A 19,713-nucleotide genomic window follows, 5' to 3' on the forward strand; every position below is an offset into this window, starting at 1 on the left:
GCTGGATCTCCTCAGCTGGGTTCGTAGACAAAGGCAGAGGTCGACACGATGGCGGTATAGCCTTGGTCGTCCTTGGGCAGGCTGGCGTTCAGCGTGGCCGCCGGGGTGGCGGGGCGGAACTTGAAACAGGCGCGCAGGAACATCAGCTGCCCGCCGCTGCCATGGCTGAAGGCGCGTTGCGGCGTTGCGTCCTGGCTGACGTCGACACAATCGGCGGTGGCCGGCGGTTCGGCGTAGTTGCGCATGTTCAGCGGGATCATCTCGAGGTGCAGCATGGCGTTGCAGTTCTGCAGCACGGTGGTCTTGTCGCAGATCGCCGCCTTGAGCGCGTCATGGGTGGGGGCGGTCACGCCGATCTTGACCTCACGCACGGTCTGGTCCAGTGCGCGCTCAAGCTGGGTGTGGCGGACGGTGATCGTGCCGATTTCGACGGTCGAGACGATCAGGCCGATGAACAACGGCAGCCAGAGCGCGTAGGGGACAACCGCATTGCCGGCCTCGTCGGCCCAGAAGCGGCGCAGGGGGGAAAGGAAGGCGCGGGTCATTGGGTCAACCTCAGTTGGGTGATTGTGTTGGCGATGGAGGCAAAGGTTTCTTCGAGATCGGTTCCGTTGACGTCAAAAAAGTGGGCCGGGGAGGAGGCGCAGTTGCGCATGGCGTCCAGCCCCCTTGACGGTGCCTCAAAGCCGATGGCGAAGACCACGACACCCTGTGCCTTGGCTGCGTCGCAGATGCTTTCGAGGCGGTTGTCGGCCGGGTCCGCACCGACGGTGGCCTCATAGGCGTAGTAGATGTCACTGTAGGTGCCGTAGGACACATAGCCATCGTAGTAGGGGCGCTGGTACATCTTGCTGCCCACGGCGCGGGTGCCAAAGCGGGCAAACAGCTCGGCGTTGGTCATGCGGCGGGCGTTGGACCCCCCGTCAGGCGATCCGCGATAGCGATAGCTCTGCGAATACCCCTCATAGCGCTGCCAGAAATAGGTGTCGTTGTCGCTGCCAGAGTTGTCGACCACCCGCAAAGAGAAGCGGTCGTCGGACGGATCGCCGTTGCCGCGCTCGTCGATCCAGACATCCGAATACCCGTATTTATGATGCGGTTTCAGGTCGTATTGCGTGGTGTTTTCGCCGTCGGTCATGATGACCACATATTTCGATGTCTCCGGGTCCGCGTAGGACGCCGGACGCGCGGCGAAACTTGCATCCACCAGCCCGTCATCGGACATGGCGGTGATCGCCGGGCGTGCGGCGGGGTCAAGCAGGGCAGCCCCCCATTTCATCCCCAGGTCAATGGCGGTGTTGCCGCCTGCGTTCAACGAGTCGATGTGGGCCTTGAGCGTCGCCGGATCAGACCTGTGCGCCATGACGGCGCTGGTGTCGCCGGTGCGGCACCACGGGCTGGCGATCTGTGTGGCGTTTGTATTGGTCGAATTCAGATCGAAATGGGCAAGGCGGGTCAGTTCCTCGCTAGGCGAGATCGCCGCCTGATCAAAGTCGGACTGGTCGAAGGTCACGCAGTTCGAATAATCATGCAGGTCGTCCAGTGTGAAATAGCTGGCCGTCGTGGCGCCCAGATTCACGGTTGCGTTGTAGGGCACGATCGAAATCGTGGTCAGCGCCTGGCTGTCCGGGGGCATCATGATGTCGACAAAGCTGCGCGCGGCGCTGCGCATGTTGACGATCTTGCTGTTCCAGCCCATCGAGCCGGACACGTCGAGCACCATGGAAATCTCGATGTTGGCGGTGGCGTGTTCGGCGGTGGCGCGTCCGAAGGCGTCGAGTGTGTCGACCCCGATCAGCGACATGAAGTCGGATGAGATCGCGGATTGACCGACGGCGGACACGCGTTTGGCGGTCATGCTCTGCTCGACGTCGATCGAGGTCAGCGCATCGCCCAGCCCCATGGCGGCAAAATACTCTTCGACCACCTGTTGCGGGGCGATGGCGTTTTCGATGTTGGCGGCGGCCAGCACGGCGCGGTCCAGCGTGTTCTGCACTTTGATGCGCTTCAGCTCGGCGTGCATCATGTCGATGCCGACCCCGCCAAAGACCATCATGACCAACGAGCCTATGATGGCGATGTAGGACATGTTCCCGGAGGTATCTGCGGCAAACGCGCGAAGGCGCGATGTGAACGCGAGGCGGCTGGTAATGAAGCCGGTCAGACTGGTGGTCGATTTCAACATTTTGGCACCTTTTCAACCGGGTCGCCCAGCACCCCCATGCCGCGACCGGTTCAGTTTGATGACAATTTTATGCCATTTCAAAATGGCCAAACTTGGGCAATCGAACGTAGGAATGCCTTGTTTCAGGTGTCGGCGGCGGCACAGTTCCCGGTGAATCGAAGGATTTGTTTCAGGTTTCAGGGCTAATCCGGTGCCAATCCGGCTGTTCCTCTGTCCGGGCACGATTCGGGCAAAAGCAGGGTTGGGATGTGGCAGGGGCCGGGCTAGGCTTGGTTTTGCGGGTTCCCGTCAAGAGGAACCACAGGCGCAGGGCGGATAGCCCGCGCGCGCAATGGAAAGGAAGGAAACCCATGTCCATCGCAAAATCCCGGCCCGTCGTGCCGTTGAACGAGCCGACGTTTCGTCAGTCCGTCGATCTCATGTACAACCGCGCCGTGGCGCTGATGGACCTGCCCCCGGGGCTGGAGGAAAAGATCCGCGTCTGCAACGCCACCTATACGGTGCGCTTTGGCGTGCGCCTGCGCGGCAAGATCCAGACCTTTACCGGGTATCGGTCTGTGCATTCCGAACATATGGAGCCGGTCAAGGGCGGCATCCGCTTTGCCACCTCGGTCAATCAGGACGAGGTTGAGGCGCTGGCCGCGCTGATGACGTATAAGTGCGCGCTGGTGGAGACGCCGTTTGGCGGCTCCAAGGGCGGCTTGTGCGTTGATCCGCGCCAGTATGATGAACACGAGATGGAGCAGATCACCCGCCGCTTTGCCTATGAGCTGATCAAGCGTGACCTGATCAACCCGTCGCAGAACGTGCCGGCGCCCGACATGGGCACCAGTGAGCGTGAGATGGCCTGGATCGCCGATCAGTACCGGCGCATGAACACCACCGACATCAACGGCAATGCCTGCGTGACCGGCAAACCCACCAATGCCGGCGGTATTCAGGGTCGGACAGAGGCGACGGGGCGCGGCGTGCAATACGCGTTGAAAGAGTTCTTTCGCCACCCCGAGGACAAGGCCAAGGCGGGTCTGGACGGCGATCTGGACGGCAAGACGGTGATTGTTCAGGGCCTCGGCAACGTGGGCTACCACGCGGCCAAGTTCCTGCAGGAAGAGGACGGCGCGCGGGTCATCGGCATCATCGAACGCGACGGCGCGCTGTTCAACCCGGCGGGCCTGAACGTCGAGGCGGTGCATCAGTGGATCGCCAAGCACGGCGGCGTGACGGGGTATCCCGATGCCAACCACACCGCCGAAGGGGCGGCCGTGCTGGAGGAAGAGTGTGACATTCTCATTCCGGCGGCGCTGGAGGGGGTGATCAACCTGGGCAATGCCCACCGGATCAAGGCCGCGATGATCATCGAGGCCGCCAACGGGCCGATCACGGCGGGGGCCGACGACATCCTGCGCGAAAAGGGCACGGTGATCGTGCCTGACATGTATGCCAACGCGGGCGGTGTGACGGTGTCCTATTTCGAATGGGTCAAGAACCTCAGCCACATTCGGTTTGGCCGGATGCAGCGCCGCCAGGAAGAGTCCCGGCATGAGCTGATCGTGCGTGAGCTGGAGCGGCTGGACCGTTATCTGGGTGATGCGTGGTCCATGTCGCCGGACTTCAAGTCCAAGTATCTGCGCGGCGCGGGTGAGCTGGAGCTGGTGCGCTCGGGCCTCGATGACACCATGCGGATTGCCTACCAGTCGATGCGCGAGGTCTGGCACAGCAGGCCCGACGTGACCGACCTGCGCACCGCCGCCTTTATCGTGGCGATTGGCCGTGTCGCGGCGAGCTATCGCGCCAAGGGGCTCTGACGCTGGTGCGGATTTGGTAAAGAGGGCGGCCCGGGAGGGTCGCCCTTTTCGTTTGCGGCAGGGGGATGCGGCAGGGGGGGATGCGGCGCGAGTTTGTCAAAAATCCTCGGCTTTCGCCGCAATTTCGCCGCAGTCCTGACCAGAGCCTTGACCGAATCTTACCCGAAAACGGACTCCGTACCGCACACCGATCCCGGCGGCATCAACGGAGACCCATCATGGCACGATTTGCATTCTCCCCCCGCCCGGCGCTGCTGCGCGCCTCCAGCGCAATCGGGCGCTTCTGCAAGGACGATGGCGGCAATATCACGATCTATTCGGTCTATATCGTGCTGCTCTCGCTGACCATCATGGGGGCGTCGGTCGACCTGATGCGGCAAGAGGCGTCTCGCGCCCGGCTGCAGACCACGCTGGACCGTGCGGTTCTGGCCGCAGCGGACCTGGACCAGATGCAGACGCCCGCCACAGTGGTGGGCGACTACGTCGCCAAGGCCGGACTGGACAGCTATGTCACCGGGGTCGATGTCACCCTTGGCCTGAACGAGCGCACCGTCAGCGCCGATGCCGCCTCCAGCCTGTCGACGATTTTCCTGCGGTTGTCGGGGCGCGACATGCTGCCGGCCAACGCGCTGGCCACCGCCGAGGAACGGATCGCCAACGTCGAGATCAGCCTTGTCCTCGATGTGTCGGGATCGATGCGCTACGACGAGCGGATGGACAACCTCAAGCCGGCCGCCAAGGCCTTTGTGGAAAAGGTCATGTCCGGCGGCACCGAAAGTGTCACGACCCTGAACCTGATCCCCTTTGCCGGGCAGGTGAACCCGGGCGACATCATGTTCGACTATTTCCTGGGCAAACGGCCAAAGGTCAAAGGCAACAACGGCTGGGGCAACGGCGATCAGGACGCGCCCGGCGGATCGCTGTGCAACAACAACGCCGAAAACTACGACGAAGGACTGGCCGATCCGTCGTGCGCGGATGGCACGGACGGGCCGGTGGCGGGGGGCTTTTTCTCACCCTGGCCACAGGCGATTTCCAACGTGGTGGTCTATTTCGACACCAATGGCGACGACATCTATGATGTCGCCCACAAGATCGAGGATTTCCCCGAGGACGCCCCGCGCGATGCGGATGACTTTTTCAAGGGGGCGGTGGCCTACCTGATGGCGCAGGACAGCGATCTCTCCGACCCGGCGCAATTCCTGGGTGTTTCGATCAAGGGCGGCAATGAGAAGAACCGTTATTTCCAGGTCAAGGGCAACCTGAACGGCGCCACCTCTGACCTTGGCCCGACCAAGAACAAGGGCAAGATCCCCGGCAACACCTATTCCTACAACCAGGTCGACTATCTCCTGTGGGAAGCCGCCTATGCCGGTCCCGAAGCCGATGAGATCGGGCCAGAGGTCAACGTCAACATGCCCGGCTCCTGCGTCGAAATCGACGGGTTCGAATTTGCCAACTCCAGCCTGCCGCTGTCGGACGAATATGTTCCGATCTTTCACCATTGGGCGATCGACCAATCGGTGATGGACTGGGGGTGGTGCCCGAGCGAACAAATGGCCATCCAGTATTACTCGGACGACGTCACCAGCCTGACGCAGTTCATCGACGACATCCGGATGCACGACGGCACGGGCGCGCAGTTCGGCATGAAATACGCATTGGCCCTGCTGGACCCCACAACCCGCGACGCGGTCAGCCACCTGATCGACGCGGGCCTGATCGAAAGCCGCTTTGAGGGGCGTCCGATAGATTGGAACGACCCCGAGACAGAGAAATACATCGTGATGATGACGGACGGGCAGGTGACGGACCAGTTCCGCCCCAACGACCCCGACGCACCGATCAACGGCGAGGTCGAACTGCTGGACCAGGGCGCGGCAAACTACAACGTCCGTACCGCGCGGGCCGCCAACCTCGATCATCTTTACCAACAGTGCGAGTTGGCCCGCACGCAGGGGGTTACCGTCTTTACCATCGCCTTTGAGACCACGGCTCAGGCGGCCGAGGAAATGCGGCTCTGCGCCTCTTCCGACAGCCATTTCTTTCATGTGCATGGCGGGGAAATTGTCGATGCTTTTGACAGCATCGCGCGTCAGATCAATAATCTGAGGCTGATCCAATGACTTGCGCGCCCTTCGGTTTACCGTGCGTTAACTATTCTAAAGGGTATGTTAATTCATCGCAAATCTTGAATAAGTCCCGAGTCCTGCCGGAATTTGCCGCAAATACGGCCCATTTCTTAAGCAACACTTACTCTCACCAGAATGGTCTTTTCCGATGGGAGTGCAAACATGAACAGCCGCAAAATGCTAAGGTCGAAGCTGGTGCGCTTCCGGACCCGGGAAGACGGAAACATCACCATATTCTCAGTCATGATGGCCCTTTTGATCCTCGTCATATCCGGGGCAGCGGTGGACATCATGCGGTTTGAGGCAACACGGGCTGTTCTTCAGACCAACATGGACCGCGCCGTTCTGGCGGCGGCCGATCTGGATCAGGTGCAGACATCTGATGCAGTGGTTGCCGACTACATGACCAAGGCCGGAATGGATCACGTTCTGTCCGGGTCCGAAATCACCTATGGTTTCAACCATCGCACGGTGAAGGCATGGGGCAAGACGACAATCCCGACCTTTTTCCTGAAGATGAGCGGATATGACGAATTGACCCCGCCCGCCGTCAGCGTGGCCGAGGAAAAGATCTCGAACGTGGAAATCAGCCTCGTTCTCGATATTTCCGGGTCCATGCGGTATAATGATCGCATGACAAAGCTGAAGCCGGCGGCTCAGGCCTTTGTCAGCAAGGTGATGACCGATCAGACCGAAGGCGTGACCACCCTTAACCTTGTCCCCTTTGCAGGGCAGGTGAACCCGGGCGACATTCTCTTTGATTATTTCCGCGGTGAACGCCCGAAGATCAAAGGCAACAACGGCTGGGGCAACGGCGATCAGGATGCCCCCGGCGGGTCGCTGTGCAACAACAATGCCGAAAACTATGACGAAGGACTGGCCGATCCGTCCTGTTCCGATGGCACGGCTGCACCGGTGACAGGCGGCTTTTTCTCAGCTTGGCCGCAGGCGATTTCGAACGTCGTGGTCTATTTCGACATTGATAGCGACGATATCTATGATGTCGCCCACAAGATCGAGGACTTCCCCGAGAATGCCCCGCGCGATGCGGACGACTTCTTCAAGGGGGCAGTGGCCTATCTGATGGCGCAGGACAGCGATCTGCACGATCCGGAGCAATTCCTTGGTGTTTCGATCAAGGGCGGCAAGGAAAAGAACCGCTACTTCCAGGTCAAAGGCAACTCGAACGGGGCGACCTCGGACCTTGGGCCGACCAAGAATAATGGCAAGATCCCCGGCAATACATACAGCTACGGCAGCATCGACTACACCGCTTGGGAGTCCAGCTATGTGTCGCCCAACCCCGAGGTTTCTCCCGATCCTGCAACGGACACGGCTGAGGAAGAAGCGGCGGAGCCGATCAACGTCAACATGCCCGGATCCTGCATCGAGATCTACAACACTGAGTTCGACACAACCGAGATGCCGCAGTCGGATGACTATGTTCCGCACTTCATGTTCTGGCCGATTGCCGAAGACGTGATGGACTGGGGCTGGTGCCCGGGTGAAGACACCGCAATCCAGTATTTCTCCGACGACGAGTTTGCCCTGAACGCCTTCATCGCAGACATGCGGATGCATGACGGCACCGGTACGCAATACGGCATGAAGTACGGTCTTGCCCTGCTGGACCCGAACAACCGGGACGAGGTCAGCCACCTTATCGCCAACGGTCTGGTGGCCCCGCGGTTCGAAGGGCGTCCGATTGACTGGCATGATCCGGAGACCGAAAAATACATCGTGCTGATGACAGACGGTCAGACTACCGACCAATTCCGACCCAACGATCCGGATGACCCGTTCAACGGTGAGACCGAACTGCAGGTTCAGGGCGGCGACAGCTATTACACCCTGACACCGCAATCGACCAACGTCACCAACCTGCAAAAGCAGTGCAACCTGGCCAAGGCAAATGGCGTGACCGTCTTTACCATCGCCTTCGAGACCAGCAGTTCCGCCGCCGACGACATGCGGCAGTGCGCCTCTTCGGCCAGCCACTTCTTCCACGTCTACGGTGACGAGATCGACGACACGTTTGACACCATCGCCCGCCAGATCAACAACCTGAGGCTGATCCAATGACAAATCGCCTGAAAACGTGCCTGAACAGGTTCCGCCGTGAAGAAGACGGGACAGCGACAATCGAATTCGCCGTCTACTTTACGATCTTTTTCTTCATTCTCGCGGCTGCGGTTGAAATGGGGTACATGAACCTGCGCCACGCGCTGCTGGAACGGGGGGTCGACCTCGCGACCCGGGAAATCCGCCTCAACACCGGCGATATCCCGACCTATGAGGAAGTGCGACAAAAGATCTGCGACGAGGCGGTCATCGTGGATGGCTGTGCAGAAAACCTTCGTCTCGAAATGCTGGAGGTCGATCCGCGCAACTTTGCCGCCATTCCGCCCGGTGCCGACTGCAAGAACGCCGAGGAAGAGCCGCGCCCGCTGCGCAGTTTCGTGGCGGGACTGGACAACCAGCTGATGCTGGTCCGCGCCTGCCTGAAATACAAGCCCGCCATGCCGACCACCTCCTTTGGTCTGGCATTGAACAAGGACGCGCAGGGCTATGCCCAGATTGTCGTCACGTCCGCCTTTGTCCAGGAACCGAGGTAAGCGCCATGACATTTCCCAAGATCCAAACCCACCTACGCCGCTTTGCCAGTGACACCCGTGGCAACATCGCCATCGAAAGCCTGATCTGGTTGCCTTTCATCCTGTTCCTGCTGGCGGCCACCTTTTCGCTGCACGACGCGTTTCGCTACAAGGCGCTGAACGTCAAGGCGGCCTACACGATCTCTGACGCGATCTCGCGCGAGACGGACCCGATCGACGGCACCTATCTGGACGGGATGGTCGAATTGCTGGACTTCCTCGTGCGACCGGGCGGCGAGTCCTCGTTGCGGGTCACGCTGGTGCGCTACAACGGCACCACGTCCAGCTACGAGTCCGAATGGTCGAGGACCCGGGGCGGTCTGGGGGAACTCCAGAGCGCGCAACTGTCCCAGATGCACGACAAACTGCCCACAATGCTGCACAATGAACGTGTGATCGTGGTCGAAACGGAAACCAATTATTCGCCACCCTTTGCGATCCCGGGGCTGACGGGGGCCGGTTTGTTCTACAACTACGGCTTTACCCGCCCGCGTTTCGCGCCCAAGATCGTCTGGAGCGACAGCTAAAGCGCAACATTGTCGCTAAGGCACAAAAACGTCATGGCCTGTCGCTATGGGGAATTGATCCCGGGCGGCGGGCCTGCTTTTCTGGCCCCCGGTTCACTTGGAGGGGGCGATGCGCTTTTCCGGTCTCAGAGTTCTTGCCGAAGGGCTCACAGGTAATCGCGGCTGGCGGCCGCATTGGCGCGATCCCGCGCCAAAGCCCGAGTATGACATCGTCATCATCGGCGGCGGCGGGCACGGGCTGGCCACGGCGTTCTATTTGGCCAAGGAGCACGGGCTGACCAATATCGCCGTGTTGGAAAAGGGCTATCTGGGCGGCGGCAACGTCGGTCGCAACACCACCATCGTGCGCGCCAACTATGGGCTGCCCGGCAATTCCGAATTCTATTCCCACTCTCTCAAGCTGTGGGAGGGGATGGAACAGGAGCTGAATTTCAACACCATGATGAGCCAGCGCGGCATCATCAACCTGTGCCATTCGGACGGCCAGCGCGATGCCTTTGCCCGGCGCGGCAATGCGATGCGCAACCAGGGCGACGACGCAGAGCTGCTGGACCGCGCGCAGGTGCGCGAAATGCTGCCCTATCTGGATTATGACAACATCCGCTTTCCGATCTATGGCGGGCTTTTGCAGCGACGCGGCGGCACGGCGCGCCACGATGCGGTGGCCTGGGGTTATGCGCGCGGCGCGGACCAGCGCGGCGTCGACCTGATCCAGAATTGCGAAGTGACCGGCATCGACCTCGAAGGCGGTCGCGTGACCGGTGTGCAGACCTCGCGCGGGGCGATCCGGGCCAAGAAGGTCGGCATTGTCGTGGCGGGCCGCTCTGGGCAGGTGGCGGCGCTGGCCGGGATGCGGCTGCCGATTGAAAGCCATGTGCTGCAAGCCTTTGTCAGCGAGGGGCTGAAGCCCTGCATCGACAATGTCATCAGCTTTGGCATGGGGCATTTCTACATCAGCCAGTCCGACAAGGGCGGGCTGGTGTTTGGCGGCGACCTGGATTTTTATGCCTCTTACGCGGCGCGCGGCAACCTGCCGATGGCCGAACATGTGATGGAGGCGGCGATGACCCTGATGCCGGTGATCGGCAAGGCGCGGGTGCTGCGCAGCTGGGGCGGCATCATGGACATGTCGTCAGACGGCTCGCCCATCATCGACAAGACGGGGGTTGAGGGGCTCTATCTCAATTGCGGCTGGTGTTACGGCGGCTTCAAGGCTGTGCCGGGGTCGGGCTTTTCCTTTGCGCATCTGATCGCACAGGACCGCCCGCACGAACCGGCGGCGAAATTCCGGCTGGATCGGTTCACCACCGGCCGGGGACTGATGGACGAAGAAGGAACAGGCGCGCAACACAACCTGCATTGATGAAGGGAAACATCATGGCTGTTCGCACATTCGGGATATTGGCAGGGGCGCTGGCGGCGGTCCTGACCGCGGCGCTGCCTGCTGCCGCCGAGGACATTCGCCCCGGCTGTTACCAGCGGGTCTATTCGGACCAGCATTTGTGGGATCACCCGGCACAGGTGGTCAAATCGGTGCGGTTGCGTGTGGGCGACTGGATGACAGAGGTCGCGCGTGAGGCCACGATCGAGGTGGTGCCCGCAAATCAGGGCCATGTGCGCGGCCAGCCCTGGGTCGGTGCGCGGCTGCAACAGTTCCTGATCTGCGGCACGGAAACGGGCGCGCCGTATTGTCAGGTCGAATGTGACGGCGGCCGCATGGAGGTCACCAAACAGGACGGACAGGGCATGGTGTTCCGCACCCGTTACATGGTGGTGGGCAACACCAGCGAATGCGGCGGCGTGATGGACATGGCCGAAGTGCGCGGCGCCTATACAAGTTATCGACTGTACCGGGTCGCGGACTCGGACTGTTACGGGATGTGAAGAGATGCGGCTGACCTGCCCGATATGCGGCCCGCGCGACCGGCGCGAATTCTACTACCAGGGGGACGCTGTGATGCTGGACCGCCCCGGCGCGGATGCCCCGCCGCAGGTCTGGGCGGACTGGCTGCACCTGCGCGACAACCCGGCCGGTCGCACACGAGACCTGTGGTATCACGAGGCGGGCTGCACCGCCTGGCTGGCGGTGGAGCGCGATACCGTCACGCATGAGGTGTTCTCGGTCGAATTGGTGGAGAGCGCCGATGCGGATTGACGGCAAGGGCCGGGTGGATCGGTCGCGCCCGCTGAACTTTACCTTCGACGGCAAGGCTTACAGCGGGTTTGCCGGCGATACGCTGGCCTCGGCGCTGCTGGGGGCGGATGTGCGGCTGATGGGGCGCAGTTTCAAATATCACCGCCCGCGCGGGGTGCTGACCGCCGGGTCAGAGGAGCCCAACGCGCTGGTGACGGTGACGCGGGCCGGGGACACGGACCCCAACATCCGCGCCACGGTGCAAGAGGTTTACAGCGGGCTGGAGGCGGTCAGCCAGAATCGCTGGCCGTCGCTGAATGTGGACTTTCTGAGCGTGAACAACCTTGCCGCGCCGTTCTTTGGCGCGGGGTTCTATTACAAGACCTTCATGTGGCCCAAGAGTTTTTGGGAAAAGCTGTATGAGCCGATGATCCGCCGCGCGGCGGGTCTGGGGGCGCTGTCGGGCAAATCCAACGCGGAACGCTATGAAAAGGCCTATGCCTTTTGCGACGTGTTGGTGATCGGCGGCGGACCGGCGGGGCTGATGGCCGCCCATGCCGCCAGCCGGACCGGGGCAGAGGTGATCCTGTGCGATGAGGGGTTCGATTGCGGCGGGCGCTTGGCGTCGGAAGAGGAAGAGGTCGACTATCAGCCGGGTCATGCCTGGGCACATGCCATGGCCGCCGAACTGGCGACGCTGCCGAACGTGCGGCTGATGCCGCGCACCACCGTCACGGGTGCTTATGACGGCGGCACCTTCGGCGCACTGGAGCGGGTGACGCATCATCTGGCCAACCCCGGCGATGCGCCGGTCGAGTGTTTCTGGCGGATCGCGGCGAAACGCGCTGTGCTCTGCGCCGGTGCGATGGAGCGGCACATCGCGTTCCGCGACAACGACCGCCCCGGCGTGATGATGGCGGGCGCGCTGCGGGCCTATTTGAACCGCTGGGGTGTTGTGCCGGGACAGCGGGTGGCGGTGTTTGGCAACAACGATGACGCGCACCGGACCGCGCGCGACATGCTGGACGCCGGTGTCCGGGTCGAGGCGCTGGTCGACAGCCGCCATGATGCACAGAACCTGGCCGGCGACGTGCCGTTTTTTCCCGGTTGGCAAGTGTCCCGCGCGCTGGGCGGCAAAGGGTTGGAGGCCATCGACCTGACCGGCCCGCAGGGCGCGTTGAAACGTCTGCAGGTGGACGCGCTGGGCGTCTCCGGCGGTTGGAACCCCTCTGTGCATCTGACCTGCCACCTGAACGGGCGGCCTGTCTGGAACGATCAGATCGCGGCATTTGTCCCACGCGACGGCGCGGTGCCGGGCATGAGCGTCGCGGGTTCTGCGCGCGGTACGTTTTCCACCCATGCCTGCCTGCGCGAGGGCGCCGAGGCGGGGTTTGACGCCGCCAGCGCGCTAGGCTTCACCGGTGATAAGCCTGTGATCCCGGAGGCGGAAAACGCGGCCTACCGGGTGCGCCGTCTGTGGGCCGTGGCGGGCAAGGGGCGCGCCTGGCTGGATTTCCAGAACGACGTGACCGTGAAGGACGTCAAGCAGGCGGCGACGGAGAACTACAAGAGCGTCGAGCATATGAAACGCTACACGACGCAGGGCATGGCGACCGATCAGGGCAAAAGCTCTAACGTGTCGGCCTTGGCGGTTCTGGCCGACGCCACGGGCCGCGACATTCCTGAGACCGGCACAACCACCTTCCGCCCGCCTTATGTGCCTGTACCGATTGCGGCGATGGGCGCGGGGGCGCAGGGCGCGGGTTTTGCCCCGCAGCGCTACACCACCTCGCATGAGGGCTGTGTGACGCGCGGTGCGCCGATGATCGAGGCGGGGCTGTGGTATCGGCCTTCGTACTTTCCCAAACCGGGCGAGACCTCCTGGCGCGAAAGCTGTGACCGTGAGGTAAAGATGGTGCGCGAGGCGGTGGGCATCTGCGACGTGTCGACCCTTGGCAAGATCGATCTGCAAGGGCGCGATGTCGGCCCGTTCCTCGATTTCGTCTACTCCAACACCTTCTCGACGCTGAAACCGGGGCGCGTGCGCTATGGGCTGATGTTGCGCGAGGGTGGTCATGTGATGGACGACGGCACCACGGCGCGGCTGTCGGAAACCCAGTGGGTCATGACCACAACCACCGCTGCGGCGGGGCCGGTGATGAAGCACCTCGACTGGGTGCGGCAGGCCTATTGCAGCCATATGGACGTGCGGTTTGTGTCCGTCACCGAACAATGGGCGCAGTTTGCCGTGGCCGGACCGAAATCGCGCGAATTGCTGAATGCGCTGCTGGATGAGCCAATCGACGACGACAGCTTTCCGTTTATGCAAAACGGGCCGGTCAGCATCGGCGGTGTCGCGGCGCGGCTGTTCCGTATCTCTTTTTCCGGCGAACACGCCTATGAGATCGCGGTGCCTGCGCGCTATGGGGCCAGCCTGTTCGAGGTGCTGCTGGGCCGGGCAGAGGCGCTGGGCGGCGGCCCCTACGGGATGGAGGCGCTCAACGTCCTGCGGATCGAGAAAGGGCACATCACCCACGCCGAGATCCACGGGCGCACCAATGCCTTTGACATCGGCTTTGCCCGCATGGTGTCGGCCAAGAAGGACTGTATCGGCAAGGCGCTGGCGGCGCGGCCCGGCATGGTCGACGACGACCGCGAACAACTGGTCGGCCTGCGGCCGGTGACCGTGGGCAACGCGCTGACCGCCGGGGCGCATCTGTTCGACAAGGAGGCCGAGGCGGTGCGGATCAACGATTTGGGCTATATCACCTCGGTCGGGTTTTCGCCGACGCTGGGGACGTTCCTTGGCTTGGGTTTCCTGAAAAACGGGCGCGCGCGGCATGGTGAAGAGGTACGGATGGTCGATCACCTGCGCGGGGTCGAAGAGGTCTGTCTTGTGACCGATCCGGTGGCGTTTGATGCGGATGGAGGACGGCTGCGTGGTTGAATTGACAGCTTTGATGCCCTGCAACGGGATTTTGCCGATAACCATTGGTGAGACGACCCTGAGCGAGGTCGATCCGGGACGGATCACCGCGCTGATGCCATTCCGGGGACAGCACGCGGCGCTGACGGAGGCGTTGCAGGCGGCGCACGGTCTGGGCTTTCCCGAACCGGGGCAAACCACTGTGGCCGAAGGCGCATCCTGTGTCTGGACGGCGCGGGATCAGGCCTTTTTGATGGGACCGGCCCCGGACGACAGCCTTGCGCCACACGCCGCTGTCACCGATCAGTCGGACGCTTGGTCGGTGGTGCTGCTGGCGGGTCTGGATGCCGAGGACGTGCTGGCGCGGCTGGTGCCCATTGATCTGCGACCCGCCGCCTTTCCCGAAGGGGCGGCGGCGCGGACGCTGTGCCAGCATATGTCGGTCACGATCTGTCGGCGGGCTGAGGGGCTGCAAATCATGGCGTTCCGGTCGATGGCGCGGACTCTTGCCCATGAAATAAGTGACGCCATGGCCTCTGTTGCCGGACGGCGGGCGGCGGGCTAGATACCTCTCTGACTGACAGAGGGGAGTGCGTGTCATGCGCGTTTTGACTATTGCCGCTGTGATCGGAATGACGGCATCGGGTGCCGTGGCACAGGACGTCGATAAATGTGAGTTGACGGAAACATGGTTCAACGCCGCCGTGCAGGCCCGGCTGGACGGTGATGCCATCGGCAAGGTGCGCCGCGCGCTGCGCAAGGACATGGACCGGACCGCCGCCGAGCAATTGGCCGAGTTTGTCTTTGCCCTGCCCGAGGCGGCCCTGACGCCAGAGGTGGCCAAGGCGGCGCGCACCCAATGTGAGGCGCTCTGATTCACCTCAGGATGGGGCGCATCGTTTTGCGCGCGGATGACCGCCTCTTGGCAATGGGACCGCAAAGACCGATAAAGCGGCCATGAGTCTCCCCCCCGGTTTTCTGGATGAACTGCGCAATCGTTCCAGCCTCGCCCAGGTGGTGGGGCGCAAGGTGCTGTGGGATAACAGAAAATCCAATCAGGGCAAGGGCGACCTATGGGCGCCGTGCCCGTTTCACCACGAAAAGACCGCGTCCTTTCACGTCGATGACCGCAAGGGCTATTACTATTGCTTTGGCTGCCACGCCAAGGGCGACGCCATTTCCTTTGTTCGGGAAACGGAAAACGTGAGCTTCATGGAAGCGATCGAGATCCTGGCCCAGGAAGCGGGCATGGAGGTGCCCAAGGCAGACCCGCGCGCGCAGCAAAAGGCGGATCGGCGGACACAGCTGGTCGAGGTCATGGAACAAGCGGTCGGGTTCTTTCGCCTGCAACTGAAGACCGGGGCCGGGGCCGAGGCGCGCGCCTATCTGGCGCGGCGCGGTCTGGACGAGGCGGCGCTGGAACGTTGGGAGATCGGCTTTGCCCCGCCGGGGTGGGAAAACCTGCGTGAGGCGCTGGGCGGGCGGGGCGTGTCGCCGGACCTGATGCTGGCCGCCGGGCTGGTCAAGGCGTCGGACAAGGGGCGCGCACCCTATGACGTGTTCCGCAACCGCATCATGTTCCCGATCCGCGATGCGCGCGGACGCGCCATCGCCTTTGGCGGGCGCGCGATGGACCCGAACGACAACGCCAAATACCTCAACTCGCCGGAAACCGACCTGTTCGACAAGTCGCGCAACCTGTTCAATTTCAAACCCGCGCGCGAGGCATCGGGCCGGGGGCAGACCCTGATCGTGGGCGAGGGGTACATGGATGTGATCGCCCTGTCAGAGGCGGGGTTCACGGCGTCGGTCGCGCCGCTGGGCACCGCCGTGACAGAGCCGCAGTTGCAACTGATGTGGCGCGTGTCGGATGAGCCGGTGATCGCGCTGGATGGCGACAAGGCCGGGCTGAACGCCGCGTACCGGGTGATCGACGTGGCCCTGCCGCTGCTGGAGGCAGGCAAGGGGCTGCGCTTTGCCATCATGCCAGAAGGCAAGGACCCGGACGACCTGTTGCGCGCCGAAGGGCCAGAGGCGGTCCGCAAGGTGTTGGACGGGGCGATGCCCATGGTGCAACTGCTGTGGCGGCAAGAAACAGAGGGCTTGGTGCTGGACAGCCCCGAGCGCAAGGCGTCGCTGGACAAGGCGTTGCGCGCGCGGATCGGCAAGATTCAGGATCCCAGTCTGCGCCACCACTATGGCGAGGCGATCAAGGAGCTGCGGTTTCAGGCCTTTCGCGCCCAACGCCCGCAACAGGCCCCGCGCCAACAGCAAAGCTATCGGGGAAAGGGGTTCAAACCGTTTCAGCCGCCAGCGGCGCCCACGGCGGGGGCAAAGGCGTCGTTTCTGGCCTCGTCCGGGAAAGAGGGCGAACGCCGCCTGCGGCTGGAGGTGATCCTGGCGGCGGTTCTGTCGGCCCCCAGTATCGCAGAGGGGTTCGAATCGCAGTTGGAGGACATGCCCTGCGCCGACGGAACGCTGGCGGCCTTGCGGGATGCCATCCTCGACAGTATCGCCGAACCAGAGACGATGACCCGGCGTGCAGAGGCGGTGATCGGGGCGGAAGCCCTTGAAAATCTTTTGATGGGACGCCATGTGGCGGTGGTGCCCTGTATCCGCACGCCCGGAAATGCCGATCTAGCAAGGCTGACCGTGGCCGAGGAACTGGCGAAGCTCGCCGCCGCCGACGGGTGGCAAGTGGAACTGAACGAAGCCGTGGAGGACCTGGCCGACCATGCCGACGAGGCGCTGACATGGCGTCTGGCAGAGGCCGCAAGGGTCCGCGCGCAGGCGGGTCGCCGCCGGGATGAAGATGATGCCGAATATGACGTGGGGCCAAACGGTGCCCCGATTGACCGTGAGGAACGCAGCGCGTTCGATTCGCTCCTGTCGCAGATTCGATTCGACAAGGGCCGGAAATGAGCGTCGTATTGGTGACGAACTGGTAAAGAAATAAGGTTAAACGGGTGTGCGAATCACTTTATCGCGCTATTGAGTCGTTTCAACGAATCGCCCCGTTCCCGAGCCCCCCATCAGGAGAGCCGCATGGCAGCCAAGGACAATGAAGACGTCAAGTCCGAAGACCAGGAAGAGGATGCCGGCCTCGACATGAGCCAGGCGGCGGTCAAGAAGATGATCGCCGAGGCGCGTGAACGCGGCTACATCACCTACGATCAGCTCAACCAGGTGCTTCCCCCTGATCAGGTCTCGTCCGACCAGATCGAGGACGTGATGTCCATGCTGTCCGAAATGGGCATCCAGGTCACCGAAGAGGAAGAGCAGGAAGACGACGACAGCAAAGGCTCGACCGATCTGGTCGAGACCAAGAAGCCGGGCGAAGTCACGCTGGCGGGCTCCGGCAATGAAAAGCTGGACCGCACCGATGATCCGGTGCGCATGTACCTGCGCGAGATGGGCAGCGTCGAACTGCTGAGCCGCGAGGGCGAAATCGCCATCGCCAAGCGCATTGAGGCCGGCCGCAACACCATGATCCTCGGGCTGTGTGAAAGCCCGCTGACCTTTCAGGCGATCACCATCTGGCGCGAGGAATTGCTGTCAGAGGACATCCTGCTGCGCGACGTGATCGACCTTGAGACCACGTTCTCTGGCCAGATGGGCGAGGACGGCGAACTGGGGGAGCCGGTGGTGGACGCCACCGCCAATGTCGACGCCGCTGCCAAGCCCAAGAGCGATGAGCCGGAATACGACGCCGACGGCAATCCCATCGCCAAGGACGACGACGACGACGAAGACGACGAGCAGGCGAACATGTCGCTCGCCGCGATGGAAACCGCGCTCAAGCCGCGCGTGCTGGAAACGCTGGACCGGATCGCGCAGGATTACGAACAACTGGCCGAAATGCAGGACAGCCGGATCTCGGCGACCCTGAACGAGGACGGTTCTTTCTCTGCGGGCGATGAGGCGCTGTATCAAAAGCTGCGCTCCGAGATCGTTGAACTGGTGAATGAGCTTCACCTGCACAACAACCGGATCGAGGCGTTGATCGACCAGTTGTACGGCATCAACAAACGCATCATGTCGATCGACAGCGCCATGGTAAAGCTGGCCGATCAGGCCCGCATAAACCGCCGCGAATTCATCGAGGAATACCGCAACCACGAACTGGACCCCAACTGGCTGGAGCGTATGGGCGCGAAATCCGGTCGCGGCTGGCAGATGTTCATCGAACGCTCGACCGACAAGGTCGAGGAACTGCGCGCCGACATGGCACAGGTTGGTCAGTACGTCGGTCTGGATATCTCGGAATTCCGCCGCATCGTGAACCAGGTGCAGAAGGGCGAAAAAGAGGCCCGTCAGGCGAAAAAGGAAATGGTCGAGGCCAACCTGCGTCTGGTGATCTCGATCGCCAAGAAATACACCAACCGCGGCCTGCAATTCCTTGATCTCATTCAGGAAGGCAACATCGGCCTGATGAAGGCGGTGGACAAGTTCGAATACCGTCGCGGCTACAAGTTCTCGACCTACGCAACGTGGTGGATCCGTCAGGCGATCACCCGATCCATCGCGGACCAGGCGCGCACCATTCGGATCCCGGTCCACATGATCGAGACGATCAACAAGCTGGTCCGCACCGGTCGCCAGATGCTGCATGAAATTGGCCGCGAACCGACACCAGAGGAATTGGCAGAAAAGCTGCAGATGCCTTTGGAAAAGGTCCGCAAGGTGATGAAGATCGCCAAGGAGCCGATTTCGCTGGAAACGCCCATCGGCGACGAGGAAGACAGCCAGCTTGGCGATTTCATCGAAGACAAGAACGCGATCCTGCCGCTGGATTCCGCCATTCAGGAAAACCTGAAGGAAACCACGACCCGCGTGCTGTCCTCGCTGACGCCGCGTGAGGAACGGGTGCTGCGGATGCGCTTTGGCATCGGTATGAACACCGACCATACGCTGGAAGAAGTGGGCCAGCAGTTCAGCGTTACCCGCGAACGGATCCGCCAGATCGAGGCCAAGGCGCTGCGCAAGCTCAAGCATCCCAGCCGGTCGCGCAAGCTGCGCTCGTTCCTGGATCAATAAGCGATGTCGTTGTTGAAACGTCTTTTCGGGGGTGGCGGCGCGGACAAGACGCCCGCCGCCGCCGCTTCGATTGATTACGAAGGTTTCCGGATCACCCCGCAGCCGTCGTCGGAGGGCGGTCAGTACCGCATCGGCGCGCTGATCGAGGGCGAGGTAAACGGCGAGACCAAGACCCACCATCTGATCCGTGCGGACTTGATCCGCGATGCGGATGAGGCTGTGGATGCGTCGATCCGCAAGGCCAAGCAGATGATCGACCAGATGGGCGCGCGACTGTTCGACTGAACAGGGATTGGGCCCCGATGGTATTCGC

The 19,713-nt window shown here is 62.4% G+C and carries 16 protein-coding genes; 14 read left to right on the plus strand and 2 right to left on the minus strand.

All coding sequences use genetic code 11. The features are described 5' to 3' along the window. Positions 1-11 precede the first annotated feature (11 nt). Positions 12-545, minus strand: a complete 534-nt coding sequence (locus CHB90_RS08570) for a TadE/TadG family type IV pilus assembly protein (protein WP_089277453.1) — start codon at positions 543-545, stop codon at positions 12-14. Then, a complete protein-coding gene (locus CHB90_RS08575; RefSeq protein ID WP_089277454.1) occupies positions 542-2,185 on the minus strand; it encodes a TadE/TadG family type IV pilus assembly protein in 1,644 nt (547 codons plus the stop codon). Before CHB90_RS08575 ends, CHB90_RS08570 begins: the two co-directional genes overlap by 4 nt. A 350-nt stretch (positions 2,186-2,535) precedes the next feature. Between CHB90_RS08575 and CHB90_RS08580 the strand changes: the two genes are divergently transcribed. The 14 genes from CHB90_RS08580 to CHB90_RS08645 all read left to right on the plus strand — a co-directional run bounded on the left by CHB90_RS08580 (position 2,536) and on the right by CHB90_RS08645 (position 19,685). Further along, a complete protein-coding gene (locus CHB90_RS08580; RefSeq protein WP_089277455.1) occupies positions 2,536-3,990 on the plus strand; it encodes a Glu/Leu/Phe/Val family dehydrogenase in 1,455 nt (484 codons plus the stop codon). A gap of 218 nt (positions 3,991-4,208) precedes the next feature. After that, a complete protein-coding gene (locus CHB90_RS08585) occupies positions 4,209-6,116 on the plus strand; it encodes a TadE/TadG family type IV pilus assembly protein (protein ID WP_170941012.1) in 1,908 nt (635 codons plus the stop codon). A gap of 168 nt (positions 6,117-6,284) precedes the next feature. Then, on the plus strand, positions 6,285-8,204 hold the full coding sequence (locus CHB90_RS08590) for a TadE/TadG family type IV pilus assembly protein (protein ID WP_170941013.1): 1,920 nt from the start codon (positions 6,285-6,287) through the stop codon (positions 8,202-8,204). After that, positions 8,201-8,737 carry a TadE/TadG family type IV pilus assembly protein gene (locus tag CHB90_RS08595; protein ID WP_089277458.1) on the plus strand — a complete coding sequence of 179 codons (537 nt, stop codon included), beginning with the start codon at positions 8,201-8,203 and terminating at the stop codon, positions 8,735-8,737. The genes CHB90_RS08590 and CHB90_RS08595 overlap by 4 nt, the downstream gene beginning before the upstream one ends. Positions 8,738-8,742: 5 nt before the next feature. Further along, positions 8,743-9,303, plus strand: coding sequence for a TadE/TadG family type IV pilus assembly protein (locus CHB90_RS08600; protein WP_245823200.1), 561 nt, complete (start codon positions 8,743-8,745; stop codon positions 9,301-9,303). Positions 9,304-9,412: 109 nt separating this feature from the next. After that, complete coding sequence (locus tag CHB90_RS08605) at positions 9,413-10,666, plus strand: sarcosine oxidase subunit beta family protein (RefSeq protein WP_089277459.1); 1,254 nt, start codon at positions 9,413-9,415, stop codon at positions 10,664-10,666. Between the two features lie 14 nt (positions 10,667-10,680). Then, positions 10,681-11,187 (plus strand): hypothetical protein, encoded by a 507-nt coding sequence (locus tag CHB90_RS08610; protein ID WP_141135829.1) that lies wholly within the window; start codon positions 10,681-10,683, stop codon positions 11,185-11,187. Positions 11,188-11,191: 4 nt separating this feature from the next. Beyond that, positions 11,192-11,458: a sarcosine oxidase subunit delta gene (locus CHB90_RS08615; RefSeq protein WP_089277461.1), complete on the plus strand. Its 267-nt coding sequence runs from the start codon at positions 11,192-11,194 to the stop codon at positions 11,456-11,458. Beyond that, complete coding sequence (locus CHB90_RS08620; RefSeq protein ID WP_089277462.1) at positions 11,448-14,384, plus strand: sarcosine oxidase subunit alpha family protein; 2,937 nt, start codon at positions 11,448-11,450, stop codon at positions 14,382-14,384. The genes CHB90_RS08615 and CHB90_RS08620 overlap by 11 nt, the downstream gene beginning before the upstream one ends. Beyond that, entirely contained in the window at positions 14,377-14,928 is a 552-nt protein-coding gene (locus CHB90_RS08625; protein ID WP_245823201.1) for a sarcosine oxidase subunit gamma, read from the plus strand. The genes CHB90_RS08620 and CHB90_RS08625 overlap by 8 nt, the downstream gene beginning before the upstream one ends. A gap of 34 nt (positions 14,929-14,962) precedes the next feature. Next, entirely contained in the window at positions 14,963-15,238 is a 276-nt protein-coding gene (locus CHB90_RS08630; RefSeq protein WP_089277463.1) for a hypothetical protein, read from the plus strand. Positions 15,239-15,320: 82 nt separating this feature from the next. Further along, positions 15,321-17,285 carry a DNA primase gene (dnaG, locus tag CHB90_RS08635; RefSeq protein WP_089277464.1) on the plus strand — a complete coding sequence of 655 codons (1,965 nt, stop codon included), beginning with the start codon at positions 15,321-15,323 and terminating at the stop codon, positions 17,283-17,285. Between the two features lie 123 nt (positions 17,286-17,408). Beyond that, positions 17,409-19,400, plus strand: coding sequence for an RNA polymerase sigma factor RpoD (rpoD, locus tag CHB90_RS08640; protein WP_089277465.1), 1,992 nt, complete (start codon positions 17,409-17,411; stop codon positions 19,398-19,400). A 3-nt stretch (positions 19,401-19,403) separates the two neighbouring features. Beyond that, positions 19,404-19,685 carry an HlyU family transcriptional regulator gene (locus tag CHB90_RS08645; protein ID WP_089277466.1) on the plus strand — a complete coding sequence of 94 codons (282 nt, stop codon included), beginning with the start codon at positions 19,404-19,406 and terminating at the stop codon, positions 19,683-19,685. Positions 19,686-19,713: the final 28 nt, after the last annotated feature.

Origin of the sequence: Antarctobacter heliothermus (assembly GCF_900188425.1) — a bacterium.
GTDB classification, from domain to species: Bacteria; Pseudomonadota; Alphaproteobacteria; order Rhodobacterales; family Rhodobacteraceae; genus Antarctobacter; species Antarctobacter heliothermus.

Excerpts from the sequence above, each read along its gene's own strand:
- rpoD (WP_089277465.1), top strand. The coding sequence starts at position 17,409 with ATGGCAGCCAAGGACAATGAAGACGTCAAGTCCGAAGACCAGGAAGAG.
- CHB90_RS08575 (WP_089277454.1), bottom strand. The coding sequence starts at position 2,185 with ATGTTGAAATCGACCACCAGTCTGACCGGCTTCATTACCAGCCGCCTC.
- CHB90_RS08620 (WP_089277462.1), top strand. The coding sequence starts at position 11,448 with ATGCGGATTGACGGCAAGGGCCGGGTGGATCGGTCGCGCCCGCTGAAC.
- CHB90_RS08605 (WP_089277459.1), top strand. The coding sequence starts at position 9,413 with ATGCGCTTTTCCGGTCTCAGAGTTCTTGCCGAAGGGCTCACAGGTAAT.
- CHB90_RS08570 (WP_089277453.1), bottom strand. The coding sequence starts at position 545 with ATGACCCGCGCCTTCCTTTCCCCCCTGCGCCGCTTCTGGGCCGACGAG.
- CHB90_RS08645 (WP_089277466.1), top strand. The coding sequence starts at position 19,404 with ATGTCGTTGTTGAAACGTCTTTTCGGGGGTGGCGGCGCGGACAAGACG.
- CHB90_RS08585 (WP_170941012.1), top strand. The coding sequence starts at position 4,209 with ATGGCACGATTTGCATTCTCCCCCCGCCCGGCGCTGCTGCGCGCCTCC.
- CHB90_RS08580 (WP_089277455.1), top strand. The coding sequence starts at position 2,536 with ATGTCCATCGCAAAATCCCGGCCCGTCGTGCCGTTGAACGAGCCGACG.
- CHB90_RS08630 (WP_089277463.1), top strand. The coding sequence starts at position 14,963 with ATGCGCGTTTTGACTATTGCCGCTGTGATCGGAATGACGGCATCGGGT.
- CHB90_RS08610 (WP_141135829.1), top strand. The coding sequence starts at position 10,681 with ATGGCTGTTCGCACATTCGGGATATTGGCAGGGGCGCTGGCGGCGGTC.
- CHB90_RS08590 (WP_170941013.1), top strand. The coding sequence starts at position 6,285 with ATGAACAGCCGCAAAATGCTAAGGTCGAAGCTGGTGCGCTTCCGGACC.
- CHB90_RS08615 (WP_089277461.1), top strand. The coding sequence starts at position 11,192 with ATGCGGCTGACCTGCCCGATATGCGGCCCGCGCGACCGGCGCGAATTC.
- dnaG (WP_089277464.1), top strand. The coding sequence starts at position 15,321 with ATGAGTCTCCCCCCCGGTTTTCTGGATGAACTGCGCAATCGTTCCAGC.
- CHB90_RS08595 (WP_089277458.1), top strand. The coding sequence starts at position 8,201 with ATGACAAATCGCCTGAAAACGTGCCTGAACAGGTTCCGCCGTGAAGAA.
- CHB90_RS08600 (WP_245823200.1), top strand. The coding sequence starts at position 8,743 with ATGACATTTCCCAAGATCCAAACCCACCTACGCCGCTTTGCCAGTGAC.